Source organism: Pseudomonas sp. S9 (assembly GCF_000222125.1).
Taxonomy (GTDB): domain Bacteria; phylum Pseudomonadota; class Gammaproteobacteria; order Pseudomonadales; family Pseudomonadaceae; genus Aquipseudomonas; species Aquipseudomonas segetis.
Genome location: NZ_AFFX01000002.1, coordinates 579,872 through 596,119, shown reverse-complemented (window position 1 = coordinate 596,119; position 16,248 = coordinate 579,872). Strand labels below are relative to the sequence as shown.

Here is a 16,248-nt window from a genome sequence, read left to right as displayed (position 1 = left end):
TGCGGCAGCCAGCGGTGGAAGGATAAAGCGTTTTCCACCCTAGGCATCAGGCCCGTAGGGTGTGACAACGCGAAGCTTGTCCGCCATGCATCCAGGTGCGGCAGCCAGCGGTGGAAGGATAAAGCGTTTTCCACCCTAGGCATCAGGCCCGTAGGGTGTGACAACGCGAAGCTTGTCCGCCATGCATCCAGGTGCGGCAGCCAGCGGTGGAAGGATAAAGCGTCTTCCATCATAGGCATCAGGCTCGTTGGGAGTGACAACGCACAGAAAAACGGGGCATTGATTAACTCAATGCCCAGTTTTCGTATGCGAGTTCGGCTAGCTGTGTTCCAGGGCGTTGACCAGGTCGTGGAAGGCTTCGCGGTTGGAGTCATTCAGGCCCATGAGAATCCGGTGGGCCTCAAGCACCTTGGCCTTGACCACCTCTTCGGTCTGATCCTGGGAAGGCAGATCATCCAGGGCTTCAGGACAGGGAACCGGCCGGTCGACGATATTGAACACCTGATCAAAACCCATCGACTGCAAGAGTCGAGTGATATCAGCGTGGGTCGTAACAACCGTTGGTAGCAAACCGACTTTTTGCCGCGACAAGATAGACAACTTTGCCAGCAAGCCCAGCGTGGTGCTGTCGATGCTACGCGTTTCGGTAAGGTCGATAACGATCGCAGAGAAATTCAACGAGGTGAAGATTTTCTCGATCGTGTAGTCGAGTGCTGAGCACAGGGTCAGGCGTACTTCACCTATGAACTTGAGGACAAATGTTCCGTCCTGCTCAGCAAATTGGATGCGGCCGGGGCCTATCCCAGGGTTCATGCAAGATTCCTGCTTAACACAAGCAATGCAATATCATCCGGCATCTCCGCCAAGTTGGCCAGTCCCAACACATCCCGCAGACCTTCAAGGGTACCGCCCGCCTTTGCAACAAGCTGCGGAAGCACCGTTTCTTTATCTTTGAGAGTGTCGCCTGGCAACAAGTCGAGAACACCATCGGACAACAACGTCAGACTGAAGCTTTTCGGCAGTTGCATAGTTTGATCACTGTACTCTGCCTCTTCAAACAAACCAACCGGCAGACCGCGACCTTCGATGTAATTGGCCTGACCTTCGCTAAACATCACTGGCAGCGGCAAATGCCCGCCAATGCTGTAGATCAGGGTGTCCGTTTCTTCATCAATGACCCCGCCAAGCATGGTCACATGCTTGCCCAGCTTGCAGTTGATCAAGCCACGGTTGATATGCCCAAGCACCTCGGATGGCTTGAACTCAGGCAGGCGCCCGGCGCGCTTCGATTCATAGAGCAGGCGCGTAGTCATGAACTTGAGCAGCACTGTGACGAAAGCCGATGAAGCGCCATGCCCGGACACATCCGCCAGATAAAAGGCAATTCGCCGGTCATCCACGCGAAAGTAATCAACAAAGTCACCCGACAGGTACAAGGATGGGATTATCTGGTGCGCAAAGTGCACACCGTTACTTTCCCAGGGTGTTTCAGGCAGCATGTTCATCTGCACCTGACGCCCCGCATTCTGGTCTTCTTGCAACAGGTGCAAGCTGGCCTCGAGCTGCTCGGCGTAGTGCTTGTTTTCCAGGCGCAGCCTGACACGGTCAAGGGCTCGATTGACCGAATGCTCAAGCACGGCAAGGTCTTCAAGGGGCTTGATCAGGTAGTCGGCAGCACCGAGACGCAGGGCCTCGACCACATCGGTCATCACGCCAGCGCCGGAGACGACGATGATTGGCGTCTCGGAGCCCAGGGCATTAATACGTCGAATGAGCTCCAGGCCATCAACCTGGGGCATGCGCAGATCACAAATCACCAAATCTGGATGTTTCTGCTCGAAGACTTCCAACCCCTGCAGTCCATTCGAGGCCTGCAAGACAATAAAGCCGCTGTCTTCAAGGTAAGCCGCAAGACTGGCGCGGACCACTTGGTCATCATCAATGATCAGCAGTGTAGAACTGGTTTTCTGCATGGGGTATCCAGGCAAACTGCGTCGCGGTGGCTTGACCTATACGTCAGAGCAAAACCGGTACGCGCGCACTCGGTTCGGATTAAGGCGCAGACGGTACTCCCATCCGTACCTTGATTCAAGCACCCCCGAGCGGCAACAAGTGACTTTACACCCTAAACACGCGGGGGCTATAAACCCTAGGTACAAGTCCCAATGACAAGAGAATAGCCCGTATGAGCCAAAGCAATCACGATTACAGTGAAAAACGCGAATACATTCGGATGCAGGTAGAAACCCCCGCCACGCTGCACCATGCCGGCCTGGCCATCCCGGCACTCTGTCGCGACCTCTCTGCCACGGGGATGCAGCTGGAAGCCGCTTGCAAGCTGCAGGTCGGCGACAAGGTCAAAATAAGTATCGAGTCCGACCATCCACAGCTGAAAGGCCTGACGGCTGAAGCCGAAGTGGTGCGCGTCAACAACCACGAAGACGGCAAGCAGATCATCGGCGTGAATGTATTGTCGATGCGCTGATCAGCACGCAAAATATTTTCAAAACGTAAAAAACGCAAAAGGCGCCTTAGAGGCGCCTTTTTATTGGGCTGTAGCCATGGCTCAGCCGTTTTTTAAAAATCGTCTTCAACCACACCGTCGTTGATCTTGAACTCACGATTCTGCAAGTAGGCGTTGCGCACAAATGTGTAGCGATCGCCAACAATCAGGCGCTCGGCCGGGAACAGGCTCGCACGGGTGTCGACCAGGTTCACGCCATAGACAACATTCCGCGTTGGCACGTGATCAATGAACAAACCGGTTGCCAGCAAACCATCCGGCACACGGGCGACGGCGTCACGTACGGTACTTGGGCCAAACAGCGGCAGCACCAGGTAAGGACCACTGCCAACACCCCAGACGGCCAGGGTCTGGCCGACGTCTTCATCGTTACGTTGCAGGCCCATGCGCGTAGCTACATCGACAAAGCCCAGCAAACCAAGGGTGGTGTTGAAAATAAAACGGCTGGTATCGACACCCGCATCATGAATCTTGCCTTGCAGCAGGTTGTTGGTCAGGTTGCCAACTTCACCGATGTTGTTAAAGAAGTTATGCACGCCATCTTCTAAAAACTGCGGGGTAACCGCCTGATAGCCTTTGGCCAATGGTTTCAAGGTGTAGGTATCAACGGTGTCATTGATGTTAAACATCACACGGTTATAACCAATCCAGGGGTCATCCTCTTCCGAGGCATGCGCTGCAACAGTGAACAGCGCCACGCTCGCGCAGGCAATCCACACACTCAGCTGCTCCAACCAGCTCTTTGTGGTCTTTCGCATTAATCGTTCTCCTTGAAAATTAAGCGCCGGTGTCGGGCCTGCCTTATAAAGCCGCGCAGTATAATGCTTAACGTCTATTCGTTGCAGCATAGTGACCTTTGCAGATGACTGAAAACAAGCACCTACTTCACAAGGCATCAATCCCGGTTCGCTGGGGAGACATGGATAGCTACGGCCATGTCAATACGTGACTTATGGATTACCTAGACTGTAAGCTAACCCCATAAAAGTAGGGGTTGCACCATGAAAAAAAGAGCATATTCGTACAGTCGTTGGAGTAGTGAACGGCAGTCAGCAGGCGATTCTCATAGGCGCAAAGCCGCTACAGCACAGCGCTGGCTCGAAGCACACCCAGAATATGAGCTGGTAGACACAATCATTGATAAAGGCGTCAGCGCATTCAAAGGCAAGAACCTTTCCGAAGGCTCTGCACTTGGAACCTTCATCCAAGCAGTGAAGGACGGCAAAATTCCAACAGGCAGCGTGCTCCTACTTGATTCGTGGGATCGTTTCAGCCGTCAGCCCTTCCAAAAATCTCAGGCTGAAATGGCTGAAATTCTCAACCATGGGGTGGACATCGCTGTCGCGTCACTCAACCAAATAATTACGAGTGGTTACTCACCGGCGGAACTGTTCGTAGCGACCTCAGAACTTGATCGAGCACACCGGGAGTCAGCAGAGCGTGGGCGCAAGGTCAAAGCTGCTAGATCAAACTACACAGAGAGGGCGCTAGCTGGTGAAAAACGTAGCCCCCGCGACTCTAAAAAAAATCTATTTGCACGTGTCACTGAACGCTGGCTGGACTGGGACCCGGACAAAGGGGATTTCTTTTTGAATCACAATGCTCCAGCGTATCGGCGGTGCTTCGAGCTGTCAGCACAAGGATATGGGGCCATAGCGATTGCACAAACCGTGAACGCTGAGTTTGCCGGTCAAATCAATTTTAGGGTGAAGGGCACCGAATACACTGAACTCCAAATCAGCACCGTCCAATCAGTGCTTAAAAACCGTACCGCTCACGGTCGCTTTACAGCCCCAGATGGACGCTTCAGGGAGAGCTATTACCCTGCCCTCGTGAGCAAAGAGCTGTTTGAACAGAGCCTTGCCGCTATCGCCAACCGTGACAGACGCAAAGCTGGCATAAGCAGAAAAGGTGAACACAAGGCAGCCGCTGGTTTTAATTGGTTGGCTGGTGCTGTGCTCTGTGGTGGGTGTGGCTCGAAGCTTTATGTGCAAGTGAATAAGAGAACACATGACCATCAAGCGGTCTTTTACTGCTTCGACCGAAAAAAGCAAAGCCAAGGCAGTGCAAAACTCTGCAAGATGACGCCGATTGAAGCGAACATCCTGCAAAGCGTTTGCTGGACGTGGCTGGAAGACAATCACCACCTGATTGACGAATACAAGCACGATCAGAAAGCGAAAATAGAACAGCTAATCACTGATTTAGGAACGGCTCAGGCTGAATACGATGAACACAGCGAAACTCTGACAGAGTACCCGTCAAGAGCAATGGCTAAGGTGGTCGCTGAAGCGCAATTGAAGGTTGAGCAAATACAGGCACAAATCAGCCTGACCCATACTCAAAAAGAAGCGCTGCCGGATAATTGGCAATCAGAGGAGTCTAAAATCAGACTTGCTAACATCGTAAGCTTGAACGGGATCACCTTCACCGTGATGCCACCTTTATACAACAGGCCACTTGAAACACTACGTTATCGGCTTGAAGTGTTCGGCAAATTACCCGGAAAGGAGCCGGTACGGGCGTTCGTCATGCCGCCTGATGATGATAGAGGTGAACCACACCACCCAACAGAGCTTGGCGAGCTAGAATGAATATGGTGCATTGGCACACAGTTTTGACTCTGGCCCCGTCTGGGATTTGGGGCCGCACAAACGTCTTTGCATTACGTCAATGTCGTTTTGCCAGCGCTGCACCTGCTCAACAGCAGCCTGTGTTTCAACTGGCGTGGGGCACGTGCTGCAACCTGAAAGGGGCAATGATGCCCCCAAAAGGAAGACAGCGAATAATGACACCTTGAGCCAGCTTATCATTGTTCACGAATCCGGCCAGCGCTGGCTGAAGCCAGCGCGCCACTGAATGAGCGCTGGAAGTGATCGTCCATTTCAGCACGCATAGCCGCCTGCACTTCAAGCGCCAAAGCACGTGGATCGGCACTGTTTGACGTGATGTTTATGTCGCCAAAAGACACTGTGCTGTTCACTGTTTTGTTAGATGGAACCGTCAACGGCAGGGGCTGTGCCGGGGCTTGGAACGCAGCCATGTTGCCTGCTAACGTCGATTTTTCAGCGACCAATGTGGACACTTTTTCACCAAGATTAGACACCAGCGAAGGCAACCCCAAAAGTGCAGGCTGCTCAGGAGCTAGGTCATCTGGCTTGCGTTTTAGATTGTCGTTATCAACCACCAATTTGAGAGGTGACGGGCGCGCTGGGCGCTCTGACATTGGCACAGGCTGTGGAGCGTCTTTCACACGTGAAATTTCATCAAGGCCAACAAGGCTACGGATTTTGTTGATGACGCCATACAGCACGTCTAACAGACTATCGAAAACATCACCCAAAGCCTCAATCTGACTAGTGTCAGGCATCCATGCGTTAACGACCTTCAAAACGATGAATTGAATTGCGTTTTTCAGGAGGGTGAACATCGTTTCGACAACACCGCCTGTCAGCGTGAGAATGTCGTTCAACGTGTCGTTTTGCTTGAGGCTGGCGGTGAAATCTAGCAGGCCACCTGCCAAGTTGAAAAATGCAGTATCAAGCTTGAGACTAGTTGTCTCTAGGCTGGAAAATGCAGGCACTAGCCCTTCAAGAGACGTTTGAAAGTGAGTCTTGGCTATGAACAGGTTCTCACTCGCGGCTTTTAGCTTGGAGTTTTCAAACTCTGTGGTGCGAATTGATCGTTCAAGCTGTTGGTTTTTCAACCGGGCTTCACTTGATTCAGCACTCTTTGAAATTTGATCTAGACGGCCACCTCTATTGGCTTCAGCCCCCATCAACTCGCCCAAGCGAATTAAGAACCTGTTCATCACATCGCCATTGATATCGCCGTCTTTCATTGATTTGCCAAAGTCGCGACTTGCGTCTGTCCCTTCAAGGCCGCTCTTGCTTACATCAGCCCACGCTTGAACGCCAAGACGCTGGGCACCGGGGATGTGCTCGGCAAACTGAGATTTAAATTCCTCTGCGTAGACTTGACCCTTTGAGGCCATTTGACCGATGGCACGCAATGCGCCCTTAATGCCGTCTTGATCAACACCGCTGCCTCTGGCGAAGCTCAAAATGCTAGTCAACACCTTGTTTGTGCTGACTAGATCAATGCCAGTGTCTTTCAGCGTAATCGCACTTTTAACGTACGGCTGAGACACTTGAGCGCGTTCTAAACCGAGACGATCAGCTAGGCTTGAAATGTGTTTTTCAATGATGGCAGCGGCTGGCTTGTTGTCGTCTGTCAAAACGCTTAGCTGGGCGCGTTCAATGTTCCGAGCATCAGAGTTTTTAACGTCCACCATAGCCAGCTCTGAAAATTTACGCTGGAGCAAAATTGTTGCTGCTAAAAGGCCACCAAAGGCCAATACAACGGGATTAACTGCACCACCAAGAGCGTCCAGGGCACCAAACGCAGCACCGCCAATGGCGCCCGCTGGCAGACTGTGACGCAATGAATTGCTCAGATTTTGTGCAGTGCGATAAGAGTGGCTTTGATGCACGTTGCTTCGAACACGGCTAGCGGCTTGCTGGGTTCTAAACTCAAGCTGGCGTGTTCTTAGAGCTGCCTGAGCTAAACGGTGTTGGGCTATTGAAGTTTGAAGGCCCGAACGCTGTAGCATCTGGCGTTCACGATCAAGACGTAAGAGGTTCACAGCTTGGCGATGTTCGGCTGTTTGTGTCGCCAGCGTCAGCTTTGAGTTTTCGAGCCGTGTCTTGAATTGAGCGGCTGTTAGGCGCTCTTGCGTCACCAAGTTTCGAAGGTTGGCACCCTGTAACTGCAAGGCTGTTTTCTGTTGGGAAACAAGCTGTTTACTGTTGGCTACGGCTGGTGCTGCACCTAGTGATTTTTGAACGTTTTGGTGAAATTTTGAAGCCTGAGATTTTAGATTCTGAAGGCGTCTTTCAAAGGCGATCAGGCCGGATTGATCGACCTTGAACCCGAGGGTTGCCACTAACTGGGCAATAACTTGTTCTGACATGTGTAACTACCTGTTTTCTATAGATTTTCCCCTGCTGAAAAATTTTGAACATGGACATTCAATGGCACCCTGAATTTGGGGGGCGTGAATATCCGCTGGGGTGTTCTGTTTTGTGTGTTGTGGCTGGAAAAGTGGCTGCGGGGCTTATCAACATCCAAAGGAGGGGACTGTGCTTCGCTAGCAATTTTAGAATATCAACAGCATTGATATACTGGTGACACTATTATTATTTTGATTGATGTGTGAACGACAAAAGCACCTCGAAAGGTGCCTTGTGTGTGTCGTTGCTGGTGCTGGTGATTGGCCTGTTTAGATCACAAAGTCGTCGTAAGTTTGATCAATCTCAGATTGAGTCAGACCAATGTAAGCCATTGTTATTGCAGGAGAACTATGATTCAGAACCTTGCAGATGACCTCAATCTTTACACCAGACGAGTGCATTAGCCAGCCACGGGTTTTTCTCATGCTGTGCGTGCCTAGAGCAATTCCCAGTTCATCACCAACAGATTTGAAAGCTGTTGCCACAGAGACACGGGAGACGGGCTTACCCTTCGCACGGTTGCTGTCAGCTTCGAACAGATAAGTGTGATGCGGGTGTGCCTTGCGGCGAGCCTGAGCAATAGCCAGAGCCTTGTCATTCAGCTTGATACTGCGTGGCTTGCCTGTTTTCGATTCGATCACCTGAATGCGGCCTGTTAAGGCTTGCTCAAGGGTGATGGTCAACAAGTCGCTAATGCGTAGGGCCACTTGAAGACCAAACAGCCACAAATCTGAATACAGGGTGTTGCCCTTGGCGTTGAGCTGGAGCTTATGGGCAATCTGTTGCACCTGCGCCTGAGTTTTGACTGCTTCGACCAATTCCATGCTGACCCCCTGTAAATACTGGCGTTTCTAATTAACAGAAAAATATCGTTAAGCAGAGATTACCAGCAAACAGGGGAAAGTCAACAACTACGGGGCTTTTCTAACTAACAAAATACCATTGTGTTAATTAGAGCTTGAGAATTGAACTGTCCTTGATGGGCATCGGCTTACGCCGATATTCTGAAATCATTTATTGAACAAGGCACCTAAGCCCAGACCAGCCACCATGCCCACCAGAAAACCAAACGTGACTGAACCAACGACCACACTTGTAAGGCTGAGAGCTGCTGCTGTGACTGTCATTCGTGAACACCCTCACTAACATGCAGCGGCACCGTGAACAACGCTGCAAAGGCATCTAGGACATGCTGAACTAGGGCCTCGGTGATAGGGCTACTGTGCTTGAAGCCCTCAACCTGCAAAGCCAGCATGTCTAGGGCAGCCTGTTTGCTTACGGCATCTGACAATGAACCTTTAAACCTTGAATCGAGCAAAGACTTGGCCTGTCTGCGAAAGTAAGCGATTGCAGCTTGTTCAGAGCCAAACACCAAGTTAATTAATTGAAACAGTTCATCAACAATAAACATCGTGTGTTCAACTTTAGTTGAGCGGTGATAAATTTTAATTTCCATCACTTCACCATTTCAGGGTGTTCAAGTGCCCACGCTGCAATCTGTTTTTCAAGATCAGCCAGTTTCGGTTTTGCATCCGGGGTGATGAACTTAGCCACAAGTGCATATTCTGGGGCTGACACATCATCTAAATGTTTAATTGCCTCTGGCACTACATCACCAGCTAATAAAGCTTGAATACGGTCAGCTTCAGCTTGCCCTTGAATGGCTGCTATTGCTGCTAATTGAGCTGGGCCTAACTTCTTTTGATTACCAGACCGGGCTGTTCTTGGCTTGTTTGTTTCTGGCTTGCTTGTGGCTGGTGTTTTTAATAAAAAGTCTTTGTGTAGAGGCATTATGCGACTCCTAAAATTTGTTTTGCTTGAGCAATTGCATCTAACTTTGCTTGCTCTTCGGCTGTGGCTTGTTCTTTTGCTTCTCTGTCTTTGGATTCACCGATTAAACGGGCTGTCATTCTTTCTACGGCTAATTGTTGTTCAGCTTCTAGTTCAGCTTTGTATTCAAGTTCAGCTTTTGAAGCTGCTTCAAGTTGTTCAGCTTTTAGTAGCTTTGCAGGCTTCACCATTAACCACTGTAGATCAAAGCTCATGCCCATTGGTATTGCTACGGGTGTATAGCCCTTAATATCTAACTTCCAACCTTCAGCAGTTAGGGATTCAATCTGTGTTAGCGCATCTGCAAAGCTGAACGTTGTAAATAACTTTGTTGGGCTAACTTTAAGTTGTGCTTGTTTCACACGTCTATCTAGTTCTTTTTGATCAAACTGGCGTGGAACAAATGTTTCATATTTCATTGTCATTGGTTGTTTCTCCTGTTGTTTGGTGTTTCTATTGGAACTAAGCTAGGAAAAGCTAAATTCCGTATATTGAGGCCACGTGGCACTAAGGCTGTAGAGGTGCAAAACATGCAAGACATAGGGTAGTTAGGGTTGGCTATTTTAATGGGGCTACAGGCCAATAAAGTCGTTAATAGCGTATACGAGGTTTTAGTATCGAAGTTGTGCCAGACTTGCCGTCTGCCACTACATCACGGACATAATCAGACACCAGCATTAACTGGCCTAGTTCAACTGCTCGGTCTGGGGATTTAGCCTTGAGCTTAAAGAAGGTGTCTAACACCTTATCGCTGGCTAAGATAAATCTACTTGAGGGTGTTTCTGTTGGCGTCTTGCTTGAAGTGACAACGCCTGTCACTGTGTTACTTGGTTTGTGGATCACTAAATAATTCATTTCTCATATTGTTCCTGTCCTGCTTTCTTTGTTGCTTGTCGTGTTTTGTTATCACCGACTTATTACCAAGCATTCAGCCTGCTCCACACTCTGTCTGTGAGGCTCGCTGAATGTTTGGTTTAAGGCGGTGATAGTCTGAGGGGGGCTTTACGGGAGAGTGTCGGAATAACCTAGAAACACTCAGAATATGCCTTGTTTTTTAGTACCCTTAGCGGGGAGCAAAGCCACGGGAGACTAAGGCTAGAGGCTGAAAAATTGTCTAGGATTCTCCGACTAGTGACGTGCTTTCTTTTTAAAAGTTCAAGCCATCAAAATAGACAGTTAGAATGCCACCGTGGAGATGATCCCAGCATTCAGTCTCGCACCTAGAAAACAAGTTGTAATCATCAACGCCTTCAACTTCCAAACGCTGACATTCTGACTGGTAGACTTCAAAAGATGTGAGCCTGTCGAGGCGATAAATCTTTTTACCCTCAGTTTGCTTAGTAGTCTGTAGCACCTCATAAAGAGCAACAAGACTCTCATAGGGCTGAGCCTGTAATTGACGCAGTTGAAACAAGCCAGTTTTCATAAGAGTGTTAATCATCTTAACTCTAAAGGAGGCTGCCAACTTAACATTTGATACGAGGGCACTAAAACCAACAGGGTTGAACTTGACAATCTTTTCAGCCACTTCCTTAGCTGTTAGTTCTGGGTAAACTTTCCAAGTGGGCAACAAGTCAATCGGTCTGAGCCATACACCTGATTTATTATCCCAGTTGTTACAACGTGAACGATTGTAATAAGCCGGTGCGATAACCAAGTTATTAGGGTGAAGTGTCCCAATTGCACCAACTGCTGTGACTGGTGCAATGTGACTTATTTCAAACTTAGGGGACGGATCATCTTCACTGACATTAAAGCCGTTGGCTTTGCGACACCTAGCCCAGACTTTATATAAGTCATTAATATCGAAGCCTTGAAGTATTTGAACTGTCCCAGCTCTTCGACACTGACCAACTAACCAACTACCGAAAGCTGTAGTTTGAAAGCCTACTTCTTGTTTCTTGGCCTGTCGTTTATTAGCGGCTGTTTTCTTACATGAAGCACTACAGTATTTAACTGTTGCTCTAGCTGGATGAAACTTACCCTTACACGTAGGGCAATTCTTACGGGCTTTAGTCTTTGAGAGGTGCATTAGTGCAACCCTCTTTCAAGCCAGCCTCAATCAGTTTGACACGGTGTAAACCGAAACAGGTTTTTGAACAGAACTTTCGATTCTTCTTTTTGTCTTGGAATGTTTTATTACATTGGTAACATACGCATTTGTGCATTTGTGCCCTCTTGTTGCCCATGAAGTTTTTGGTGTTGCTCTTTTTGTTTCGCTCTGTAGTGTCTGACCTGACACGCGGAGTTTAAATAATTACGTTTTGGGTTGGTTGTACTGAACGTTTGCCCACACCCACATAGGCAATGTTTTTTCGTGATGAATGCCATGCATTCCCCCTTTTAATGTTTGAATGACTGTATATCCTAGACAAAAGAAAACCCACGTCTAAGGTGGGCACTTTCGAACAGGAGGCACAACCAGAGTTGTTTTGTTTTAACGATCAATTATTTAACTGAGAGTTGGAATAAGTAGCGCCTGAGATATGTCTAGAATCTGGCGCTAAATGACACAGCGTCCTCATAGTGATTGGAACTTGCTATGTCGTTGTATGGCCCCAATCTTGAGCAAGGAAACTCAGGCCATACGTCAAGCGCTGGAGAAGCGCTCGAATTAAACTTTTGCGGGTGAGAAAGTTACTAAAACTTTTCTACTTCATACCTATATCTTACCACGAGAACCCTGATTTGTCAAGCACTTTATGAGTATCCCTGTCAAGCACTTTCTGAAAAAAGATTGTAAAGCACTGAATACAATGTTTTCAGGCGCACGACCGTTCGTCGGATTATTTAATGGGCAACAAACTATACACGCATTTCTAAAGAAGCAGATATTGACTTTATAATCACTCTGTGATCAAAGCCTACAGTAAGACACCTCTAAGCCTCTCAGAGCCTCTATAAGCTCACGCAGGCGACACTCTCAATAAAACCTATGCAAGGGTATATCTAAGCCTCTATCGTGGCTTATACGGCCTCTCAGGAGGTTTTGGTAAATGTGAATGCTTATCGCAACTAGAGGGCGGTAGGGGCACGGGGGTGCCTGATTGTACACAATCGTGTATACAGAACTCGGGGCTTGTAGCCTAGCCTAGTGATTCAGGGGTGCTAAATTCCTGACTGTATAGTCAAGTATTTGTATTGAAAGATGGTTTTTACTGCTATTTAATTGAATGAAAGCACCTGAACAATTACACCAACAATGGAAATGACCACAGCAAAGGTAGAAAGCCTTATGCCCAACCATGCCTTGCGTGATTCCGCTCGCATCTCTGAAAGAACCGCAGCCATCAAGGGAAAATTAATACACTTACTCTCTTTGCCGAGCCTAAAAGAGAAGAAAGCAACCTTACTACCATCATCTCGCCGGTAGCTATATCGCTGCTCCATCACGGAGTCGAGACGAATAAAGATTATGTCGTTATCAGTTTTTAGCTTTCTTGCCACGGCTTTACAGTCGATTGGCACATGTATCTTTGACTGGCGGTCATTATTTCCGTCAGTCACGTAGCTTTGATAAGTGTCTAAATACATTTCATAAATAGCGTTGAGAATCTCAAGATCAGTGGGTAGTTTCATGCTTGCCCTCTATGGCAGTTAGAAGCCGCTGAGCAACGACTTACCTAGACCATTAGAGCATACCTGCAAATCTCAACCAGACAGAAGCTGCACTAGTCCTATGCAGCGGCTCAAAGCTCATTCGCATAATAGGTAAACCATAGTCCATATTAACAACACCCTGTACTTGCAATACCTGGAAGAAGCCAGGGTCGCCTGGTTCGAATGCGCCGGTATCAGCCTCAACAGCGGCACCATCGCACCTGTGGTATTGCAAACACTGCACACCTACCTGAAACCGGTCACCCACCCTGCCACAGTCAAGATCGAGCTGTTTTTAGGCGCAATAGGCCGCAGCAGCCTGGTGCTGGAGCATCGCTTGACGACCCTTGAAGCCCCTGAGATCACGTACGGCGAAGGCCACTGCAAGCTGGTCTGGGTCGACCATGCGCATAATACTTCCGTGCCCCTGCCCGAGCACTTGCGCAACCAACTCAGCGCGCTGAGCGCTGGCGCGGCGACTTAATACTGTCATATAGCGTTCATCCCCTCGTCACCTTGGCTGTTTAGACTCTGGACTAGACCATTTCAAGGACGACGGAATGAACGCGCCAGCGACTCCCCCTCAATTCACAGCGGTTTTATTCGGCCTGAGCGGTTGCCTGGTCGATTTTGGTGCCCGCGCACAATCAGCCAGCCTTGGCTCGGGCACGGACACCAGCACTGATTTAGCCAGCCATGCCGAACTGGCCCCTGGCGCCCATGAACTGCTCAATGACCTGCACCAGCACAAAGTGCCCTGCGCCTGGCTTGATGAATTGCCCGATCAGGCCTGCACCCAACTGAGCAGCCAACTGCCCCAGTGGATCAAGGCCGGTAACCGCCCTGCTCGCGCCTGGCCTGCACCCGATGCCTGCTGGCAAGCATTGATGGCCCTGAACGTCAATCGACTCGACGGCTGCGTGCTCATAAGTAGCGAGCCGCGTTTACTCCAGGCGGGCCTCAATGCAGGCCTGTGGACCATCGGCTTGGCAGCCTGCGGGCAACTCTGCGGCAAGGCCCTGGGCGACTGGCAGGCACTTGAAGCCACTGAACGCGAGCAACTGCGCGCCCAGGCGACCCTGGAGCTTTACCGACTTGGCGCCCATGCCGTGACTGATCAACTTACTGAGCTGGGCCCATGCTTGAATGATCTTAATCTTCGTAGGCTCAAGGGAGAACGGCCATGAGCCTGTGCCTGACACAATTTACCAAGCAAATCAGCACTTTGTTCGCAGACCGCGGCAACCTGCCCTATGGCGAAGAGATCAGCCAGACCCAACATGCGCTGCAGTGCGCAACCTTTGCCGAACGCTCAGGCTGTCGCAACAGCTTGATTGTCGCCGCACTGCTGCACGATATCGGTCACTTGCTCCATGACCCTGACAGCGGCCTGGACGAAGACATGCGCCATGAAGAGCGCGGCGCCGAGTTGTTGCGCGCACTGTTTGCCGACTCGGTCTGGCAACCCATTCGCCTGCATGTCGCCGCCAAGCGCTATTTATGCGCAGTCGACCCGCAGTACCACGCAGCGTTGTCAGATGCGTCACGCCATAGCCTGCAACTCCAGGGCGGCCCCTTCAATGATCGCGAGATAGAGGCCTTCCTGCGCGCGCCTTATGCACAGGACGCACTGACCTTGCGACGCCTGGACGACATGGGCAAGGACCCGCAGATGAAGACCCCAGACCTCGAGTATTTCTATCCACGCATAGAACAGGCCCTGCTTGCCGCAAACTGAGTACAGGTCTCCAACACCTGTATAAATTGTGACAAAGCTTGATGCCGGACAAGCAAAGCAACGGCTGGTGGGTTATGCTCAGGTTAAGGAATCCCTGAAAATACTGCGCCAGGCATGACTGGCGCAGCCCTTGCTGCGGCCCCCAAGGGGTGAACGTCGAGCGCGCCCCGATCGTTTTTCCGCACCTTTGGCAGGAGTTCCCCATTGCCATGGATTTTTCGCGACTGCCTAAGGTCTATTGCTTTAACTATTTGAAAAGGGAGCGTCATATGCCTGCTAGCCGTTTGCAGCAGCAACTCGATGAGCTGCGTGCGCAGCTGTCTCAAGACTCGCCACTGAGCGAACAAGAGCGCGCGGAACTCTACGTTCTGTCTCAGGAGATCGAACTGCAACTGGCGCGCGAAGCCGCAGCTGCGCCTGATGCAACCCTTGTTGATGGCGTAAACCTCGCGGTTGAGCGCTTTGAAGTCAGCCACCCGACCCTGGCGGGCACCCTGCGCAATATTGTGCAGAGCCTGGCCAACATGGGCATCTGAACCGAGAAACGTCTAGGGTGCAACAACACCTAGCCTGTCCACCAGAACCCGGTAAACCATCTGCATATTTACCGTGTTAAATATGCCTGATAAGACGGCGCCACTACCAAGGTCGCTCGCCAGCCCCAAAAAAGCCCAGCATTCGCTGGGCTTTTTGCTTACTGGCGAACCAGTCGCCGATTGTCAGGCTTGATCGGCCCGGTGCTGCGATAAGGATTGATATCCAGGCCGCCGCGACGCACATAACGCGCATATACAGTCAATGAATCCGGCTTGAGCAGACGTTGGATATCGAGAAAGATCCGCTCGACGCACTGCTCGTGGAAATCGGCGTGCTGGCGGAAACTCACCAGGTAAGCCAATAGACTGCCTTGATCCAGGGCCGGGCCACGATACTCGATGACCACTGTGCCCCAGTCCGGCTGTCCGGTGACCGGGCAATTTGATTTGAGCAAATGGCTGTACAGGGTTTCGCTAACCACGCGTTGCGCATCACAACGCAGCAGCTCGGGCTGTGGCTGCTCGTAGTTGCTGATGCTGATGTCGGCATCGTCAATGCACAAGCCCGGCAGCGATGAGACGCCATCGGCGGCCACATCATCAAGGCTGCGCACCTTGACCAAAACCGGTTTGCCGGCAGCGGCGGACAAGTCCTTGCTGATTACCTCGACCAGCTCAGCCGTGCTTGCAAAAACGCTCTGGTTCAACGAGTTGAGGTACAGCTTGAATGACTTTGATTCGATGATGTTCGGGGAGTCAGCCGGGATTGCAAACTCACCAATGGCCACCACCGGCTTACCCGTTGGCAACAGCCAGGAGAGTTCGAAACAGTTCCAGAAATCCACACCTTGGTAAGGCAAGGTGTCGGCGCTCAGGCCCAGCTCGGTCCACTTGGGCGCGCGCGGGATTGGAAACAGCAACGACGGCGTGTAGGTGGCGATGTACTCGCTGGATTTACCCAGCGGCGAATCTTCAGCAGCAGGATGCATATTGATTACCCGTGGAACA

General features: G+C 50.5%; 18 protein-coding genes. 6 read left to right on the top strand and 12 right to left on the bottom strand.

Annotated features, from left to right (window positions below; genetic code table 11):
* From PSES9_RS25225 to rssB, 3 genes are all read right to left on the bottom strand, one after another.
* Nucleotides 1-233: hypothetical protein (locus PSES9_RS25225; RefSeq protein WP_238530368.1), on the bottom strand; the 233-nt coding region annotated here is incomplete at its 3' end.
* A gap of 85 nt (nucleotides 234-318) precedes the next feature.
* Nucleotides 319-801, bottom strand: a complete 483-nt coding sequence (gene rssC / locus PSES9_RS0106715) for an anti-sigma factor antagonist RssC (RefSeq protein ID WP_085987581.1) — start codon at nucleotides 799-801, stop codon at nucleotides 319-321.
* An 8-nt stretch (nucleotides 802-809) separates the two neighbouring features.
* On the bottom strand, nucleotides 810-1,973 hold the full coding sequence (rssB, locus tag PSES9_RS0106710; protein ID WP_010485304.1) for a two-component system response regulator RssB: 1,164 nt from the start codon (nucleotides 1,971-1,973) through the stop codon (nucleotides 810-812).
* A 212-nt stretch (nucleotides 1,974-2,185) separates the two neighbouring features.
* On the opposite strand from rssB, the gene PSES9_RS0106705 reads away from it, so the two are divergent.
* Nucleotides 2,186-2,485, top strand: a complete 300-nt coding sequence (locus PSES9_RS0106705) for a PilZ domain-containing protein (protein WP_010485303.1) — start codon at nucleotides 2,186-2,188, stop codon at nucleotides 2,483-2,485.
* A gap of 92 nt (nucleotides 2,486-2,577) precedes the next feature.
* Here PSES9_RS0106705 and PSES9_RS0106700 read toward each other — a convergent pair whose 3' ends face one another.
* Nucleotides 2,578-3,282, bottom strand: a complete 705-nt coding sequence (locus PSES9_RS0106700; RefSeq protein WP_010485302.1) for an MlaA family lipoprotein — start codon at nucleotides 3,280-3,282, stop codon at nucleotides 2,578-2,580.
* A 243-nt stretch (nucleotides 3,283-3,525) separates the two neighbouring features.
* Between PSES9_RS0106700 and PSES9_RS0106695 the strand changes: the two genes are divergently transcribed.
* Nucleotides 3,526-5,118 (top strand): recombinase family protein, encoded by a 1,593-nt coding sequence (locus tag PSES9_RS0106695; RefSeq protein WP_010485301.1) that lies wholly within the window; start codon nucleotides 3,526-3,528, stop codon nucleotides 5,116-5,118.
* A gap of 215 nt (nucleotides 5,119-5,333) precedes the next feature.
* Here PSES9_RS0106695 and PSES9_RS0106690 read toward each other — a convergent pair whose 3' ends face one another.
* From PSES9_RS0106690 to PSES9_RS0106660, 7 genes are all read right to left on the bottom strand, one after another.
* Nucleotides 5,334-7,496 carry a tape measure protein gene (locus tag PSES9_RS0106690; RefSeq protein WP_010485299.1) on the bottom strand — a complete coding sequence of 721 codons (2,163 nt, stop codon included), beginning with the start codon at nucleotides 7,494-7,496 and terminating at the stop codon, nucleotides 5,334-5,336.
* 309 nt (nucleotides 7,497-7,805) lie between these two features.
* Nucleotides 7,806-8,360: a tyrosine-type recombinase/integrase gene (locus tag PSES9_RS0106685; protein WP_010485297.1), complete on the bottom strand. Its 555-nt coding sequence runs from the start codon at nucleotides 8,358-8,360 to the stop codon at nucleotides 7,806-7,808.
* 299 nt (nucleotides 8,361-8,659) lie between these two features.
* Nucleotides 8,660-8,992: a hypothetical protein gene (locus PSES9_RS0106680; RefSeq protein ID WP_010485295.1), complete on the bottom strand. Its 333-nt coding sequence runs from the start codon at nucleotides 8,990-8,992 to the stop codon at nucleotides 8,660-8,662.
* The gene (locus PSES9_RS0106675; protein WP_010485293.1) at nucleotides 8,992-9,327 is read right to left on the bottom strand and encodes a hypothetical protein; all 336 of its coding nucleotides are present in this window, start codon (nucleotides 9,325-9,327) and stop codon (nucleotides 8,992-8,994) included. The genes PSES9_RS0106680 and PSES9_RS0106675 overlap by 1 nt, the downstream gene beginning before the upstream one ends.
* Nucleotides 9,327-9,791: a hypothetical protein gene (locus PSES9_RS0106670; RefSeq protein ID WP_010485291.1), complete on the bottom strand. Its 465-nt coding sequence runs from the start codon at nucleotides 9,789-9,791 to the stop codon at nucleotides 9,327-9,329. Before PSES9_RS0106670 ends, PSES9_RS0106675 begins: the two co-directional genes overlap by 1 nt.
* 722 nt (nucleotides 9,792-10,513) lie before the next feature.
* Nucleotides 10,514-11,398 carry a hypothetical protein gene (locus PSES9_RS24865; RefSeq protein WP_138943024.1) on the bottom strand — a complete coding sequence of 295 codons (885 nt, stop codon included), beginning with the start codon at nucleotides 11,396-11,398 and terminating at the stop codon, nucleotides 10,514-10,516.
* Between the two features lie 1,133 nt (nucleotides 11,399-12,531).
* Nucleotides 12,532-12,945: a hypothetical protein gene (locus tag PSES9_RS0106660; protein ID WP_010485286.1), complete on the bottom strand. Its 414-nt coding sequence runs from the start codon at nucleotides 12,943-12,945 to the stop codon at nucleotides 12,532-12,534.
* A 139-nt stretch (nucleotides 12,946-13,084) separates the two neighbouring features.
* Here PSES9_RS0106660 and PSES9_RS0106655 point away from each other — a divergent pair, with 139 nt between their 5' ends.
* From PSES9_RS0106655 to PSES9_RS0106640, 4 genes are all read left to right on the top strand, one after another.
* Nucleotides 13,085-13,450 (top strand): acyl-CoA thioesterase, encoded by a 366-nt coding sequence (locus PSES9_RS0106655; protein WP_029529406.1) that lies wholly within the window; start codon nucleotides 13,085-13,087, stop codon nucleotides 13,448-13,450.
* Nucleotides 13,451-13,526: 76 nt separating this feature from the next.
* Nucleotides 13,527-14,153, top strand: a complete 627-nt coding sequence (locus PSES9_RS0106650; protein ID WP_010485283.1) for a hypothetical protein — start codon at nucleotides 13,527-13,529, stop codon at nucleotides 14,151-14,153.
* The gene (locus PSES9_RS0106645) at nucleotides 14,150-14,704 is read left to right on the top strand and encodes a phosphonate degradation HD-domain oxygenase (RefSeq protein WP_010485281.1); all 555 of its coding nucleotides are present in this window, start codon (nucleotides 14,150-14,152) and stop codon (nucleotides 14,702-14,704) included. Before PSES9_RS0106650 ends, PSES9_RS0106645 begins: the two co-directional genes overlap by 4 nt.
* A gap of 269 nt (nucleotides 14,705-14,973) precedes the next feature.
* Nucleotides 14,974-15,240, top strand: coding sequence for a DUF4404 family protein (locus PSES9_RS0106640; protein WP_010485278.1), 267 nt, complete (start codon nucleotides 14,974-14,976; stop codon nucleotides 15,238-15,240).
* Between the two features lie 158 nt (nucleotides 15,241-15,398).
* Here the strand turns inward: PSES9_RS0106640 and queF are convergent, their stop codons facing one another.
* Complete coding sequence (queF, locus tag PSES9_RS0106635; protein WP_010485276.1) at nucleotides 15,399-16,229, bottom strand: NADPH-dependent 7-cyano-7-deazaguanine reductase QueF; 831 nt, start codon at nucleotides 16,227-16,229, stop codon at nucleotides 15,399-15,401.
* Between the last annotated feature and the right edge of the window lie 19 nt (nucleotides 16,230-16,248).

Coding starts and splice junctions, on each gene's coding strand:
- rssB (WP_010485304.1), bottom strand. CDS start 1,973: ATGCAGAAAACCAGTTCTACACTGCTGATCATTGATGATGACCAAGTG.
- PSES9_RS0106705 (WP_010485303.1), top strand. CDS start 2,186: ATGAGCCAAAGCAATCACGATTACAGTGAAAAACGCGAATACATTCGG.
- PSES9_RS0106700 (WP_010485302.1), bottom strand. CDS start 3,282: ATGCGAAAGACCACAAAGAGCTGGTTGGAGCAGCTGAGTGTGTGGATT.
- PSES9_RS0106695 (WP_010485301.1), top strand. CDS start 3,526: ATGAAAAAAAGAGCATATTCGTACAGTCGTTGGAGTAGTGAACGGCAG.
- PSES9_RS0106690 (WP_010485299.1), bottom strand. CDS start 7,496: ATGTCAGAACAAGTTATTGCCCAGTTAGTGGCAACCCTCGGGTTCAAG.
- PSES9_RS0106685 (WP_010485297.1), bottom strand. CDS start 8,360: ATGGAATTGGTCGAAGCAGTCAAAACTCAGGCGCAGGTGCAACAGATT.
- PSES9_RS0106680 (WP_010485295.1), bottom strand. CDS start 8,992: ATGGAAATTAAAATTTATCACCGCTCAACTAAAGTTGAACACACGATG.
- PSES9_RS0106675 (WP_010485293.1), bottom strand. CDS start 9,327: ATGCCTCTACACAAAGACTTTTTATTAAAAACACCAGCCACAAGCAAG.
- PSES9_RS0106670 (WP_010485291.1), bottom strand. CDS start 9,791: ATGACAATGAAATATGAAACATTTGTTCCACGCCAGTTTGATCAAAAA.
- PSES9_RS24865 (WP_138943024.1), bottom strand. CDS start 11,398: ATGCACCTCTCAAAGACTAAAGCCCGTAAGAATTGCCCTACGTGTAAG.
- PSES9_RS0106660 (WP_010485286.1), bottom strand. CDS start 12,945: ATGAAACTACCCACTGATCTTGAGATTCTCAACGCTATTTATGAAATG.
- PSES9_RS0106650 (WP_010485283.1), top strand. CDS start 13,527: ATGAACGCGCCAGCGACTCCCCCTCAATTCACAGCGGTTTTATTCGGC.
- PSES9_RS0106645 (WP_010485281.1), top strand. CDS start 14,150: ATGAGCCTGTGCCTGACACAATTTACCAAGCAAATCAGCACTTTGTTC.
- PSES9_RS0106640 (WP_010485278.1), top strand. CDS start 14,974: ATGCCTGCTAGCCGTTTGCAGCAGCAACTCGATGAGCTGCGTGCGCAG.
- queF (WP_010485276.1), bottom strand. CDS start 16,229: ATGCATCCTGCTGCTGAAGATTCGCCGCTGGGTAAATCCAGCGAGTAC.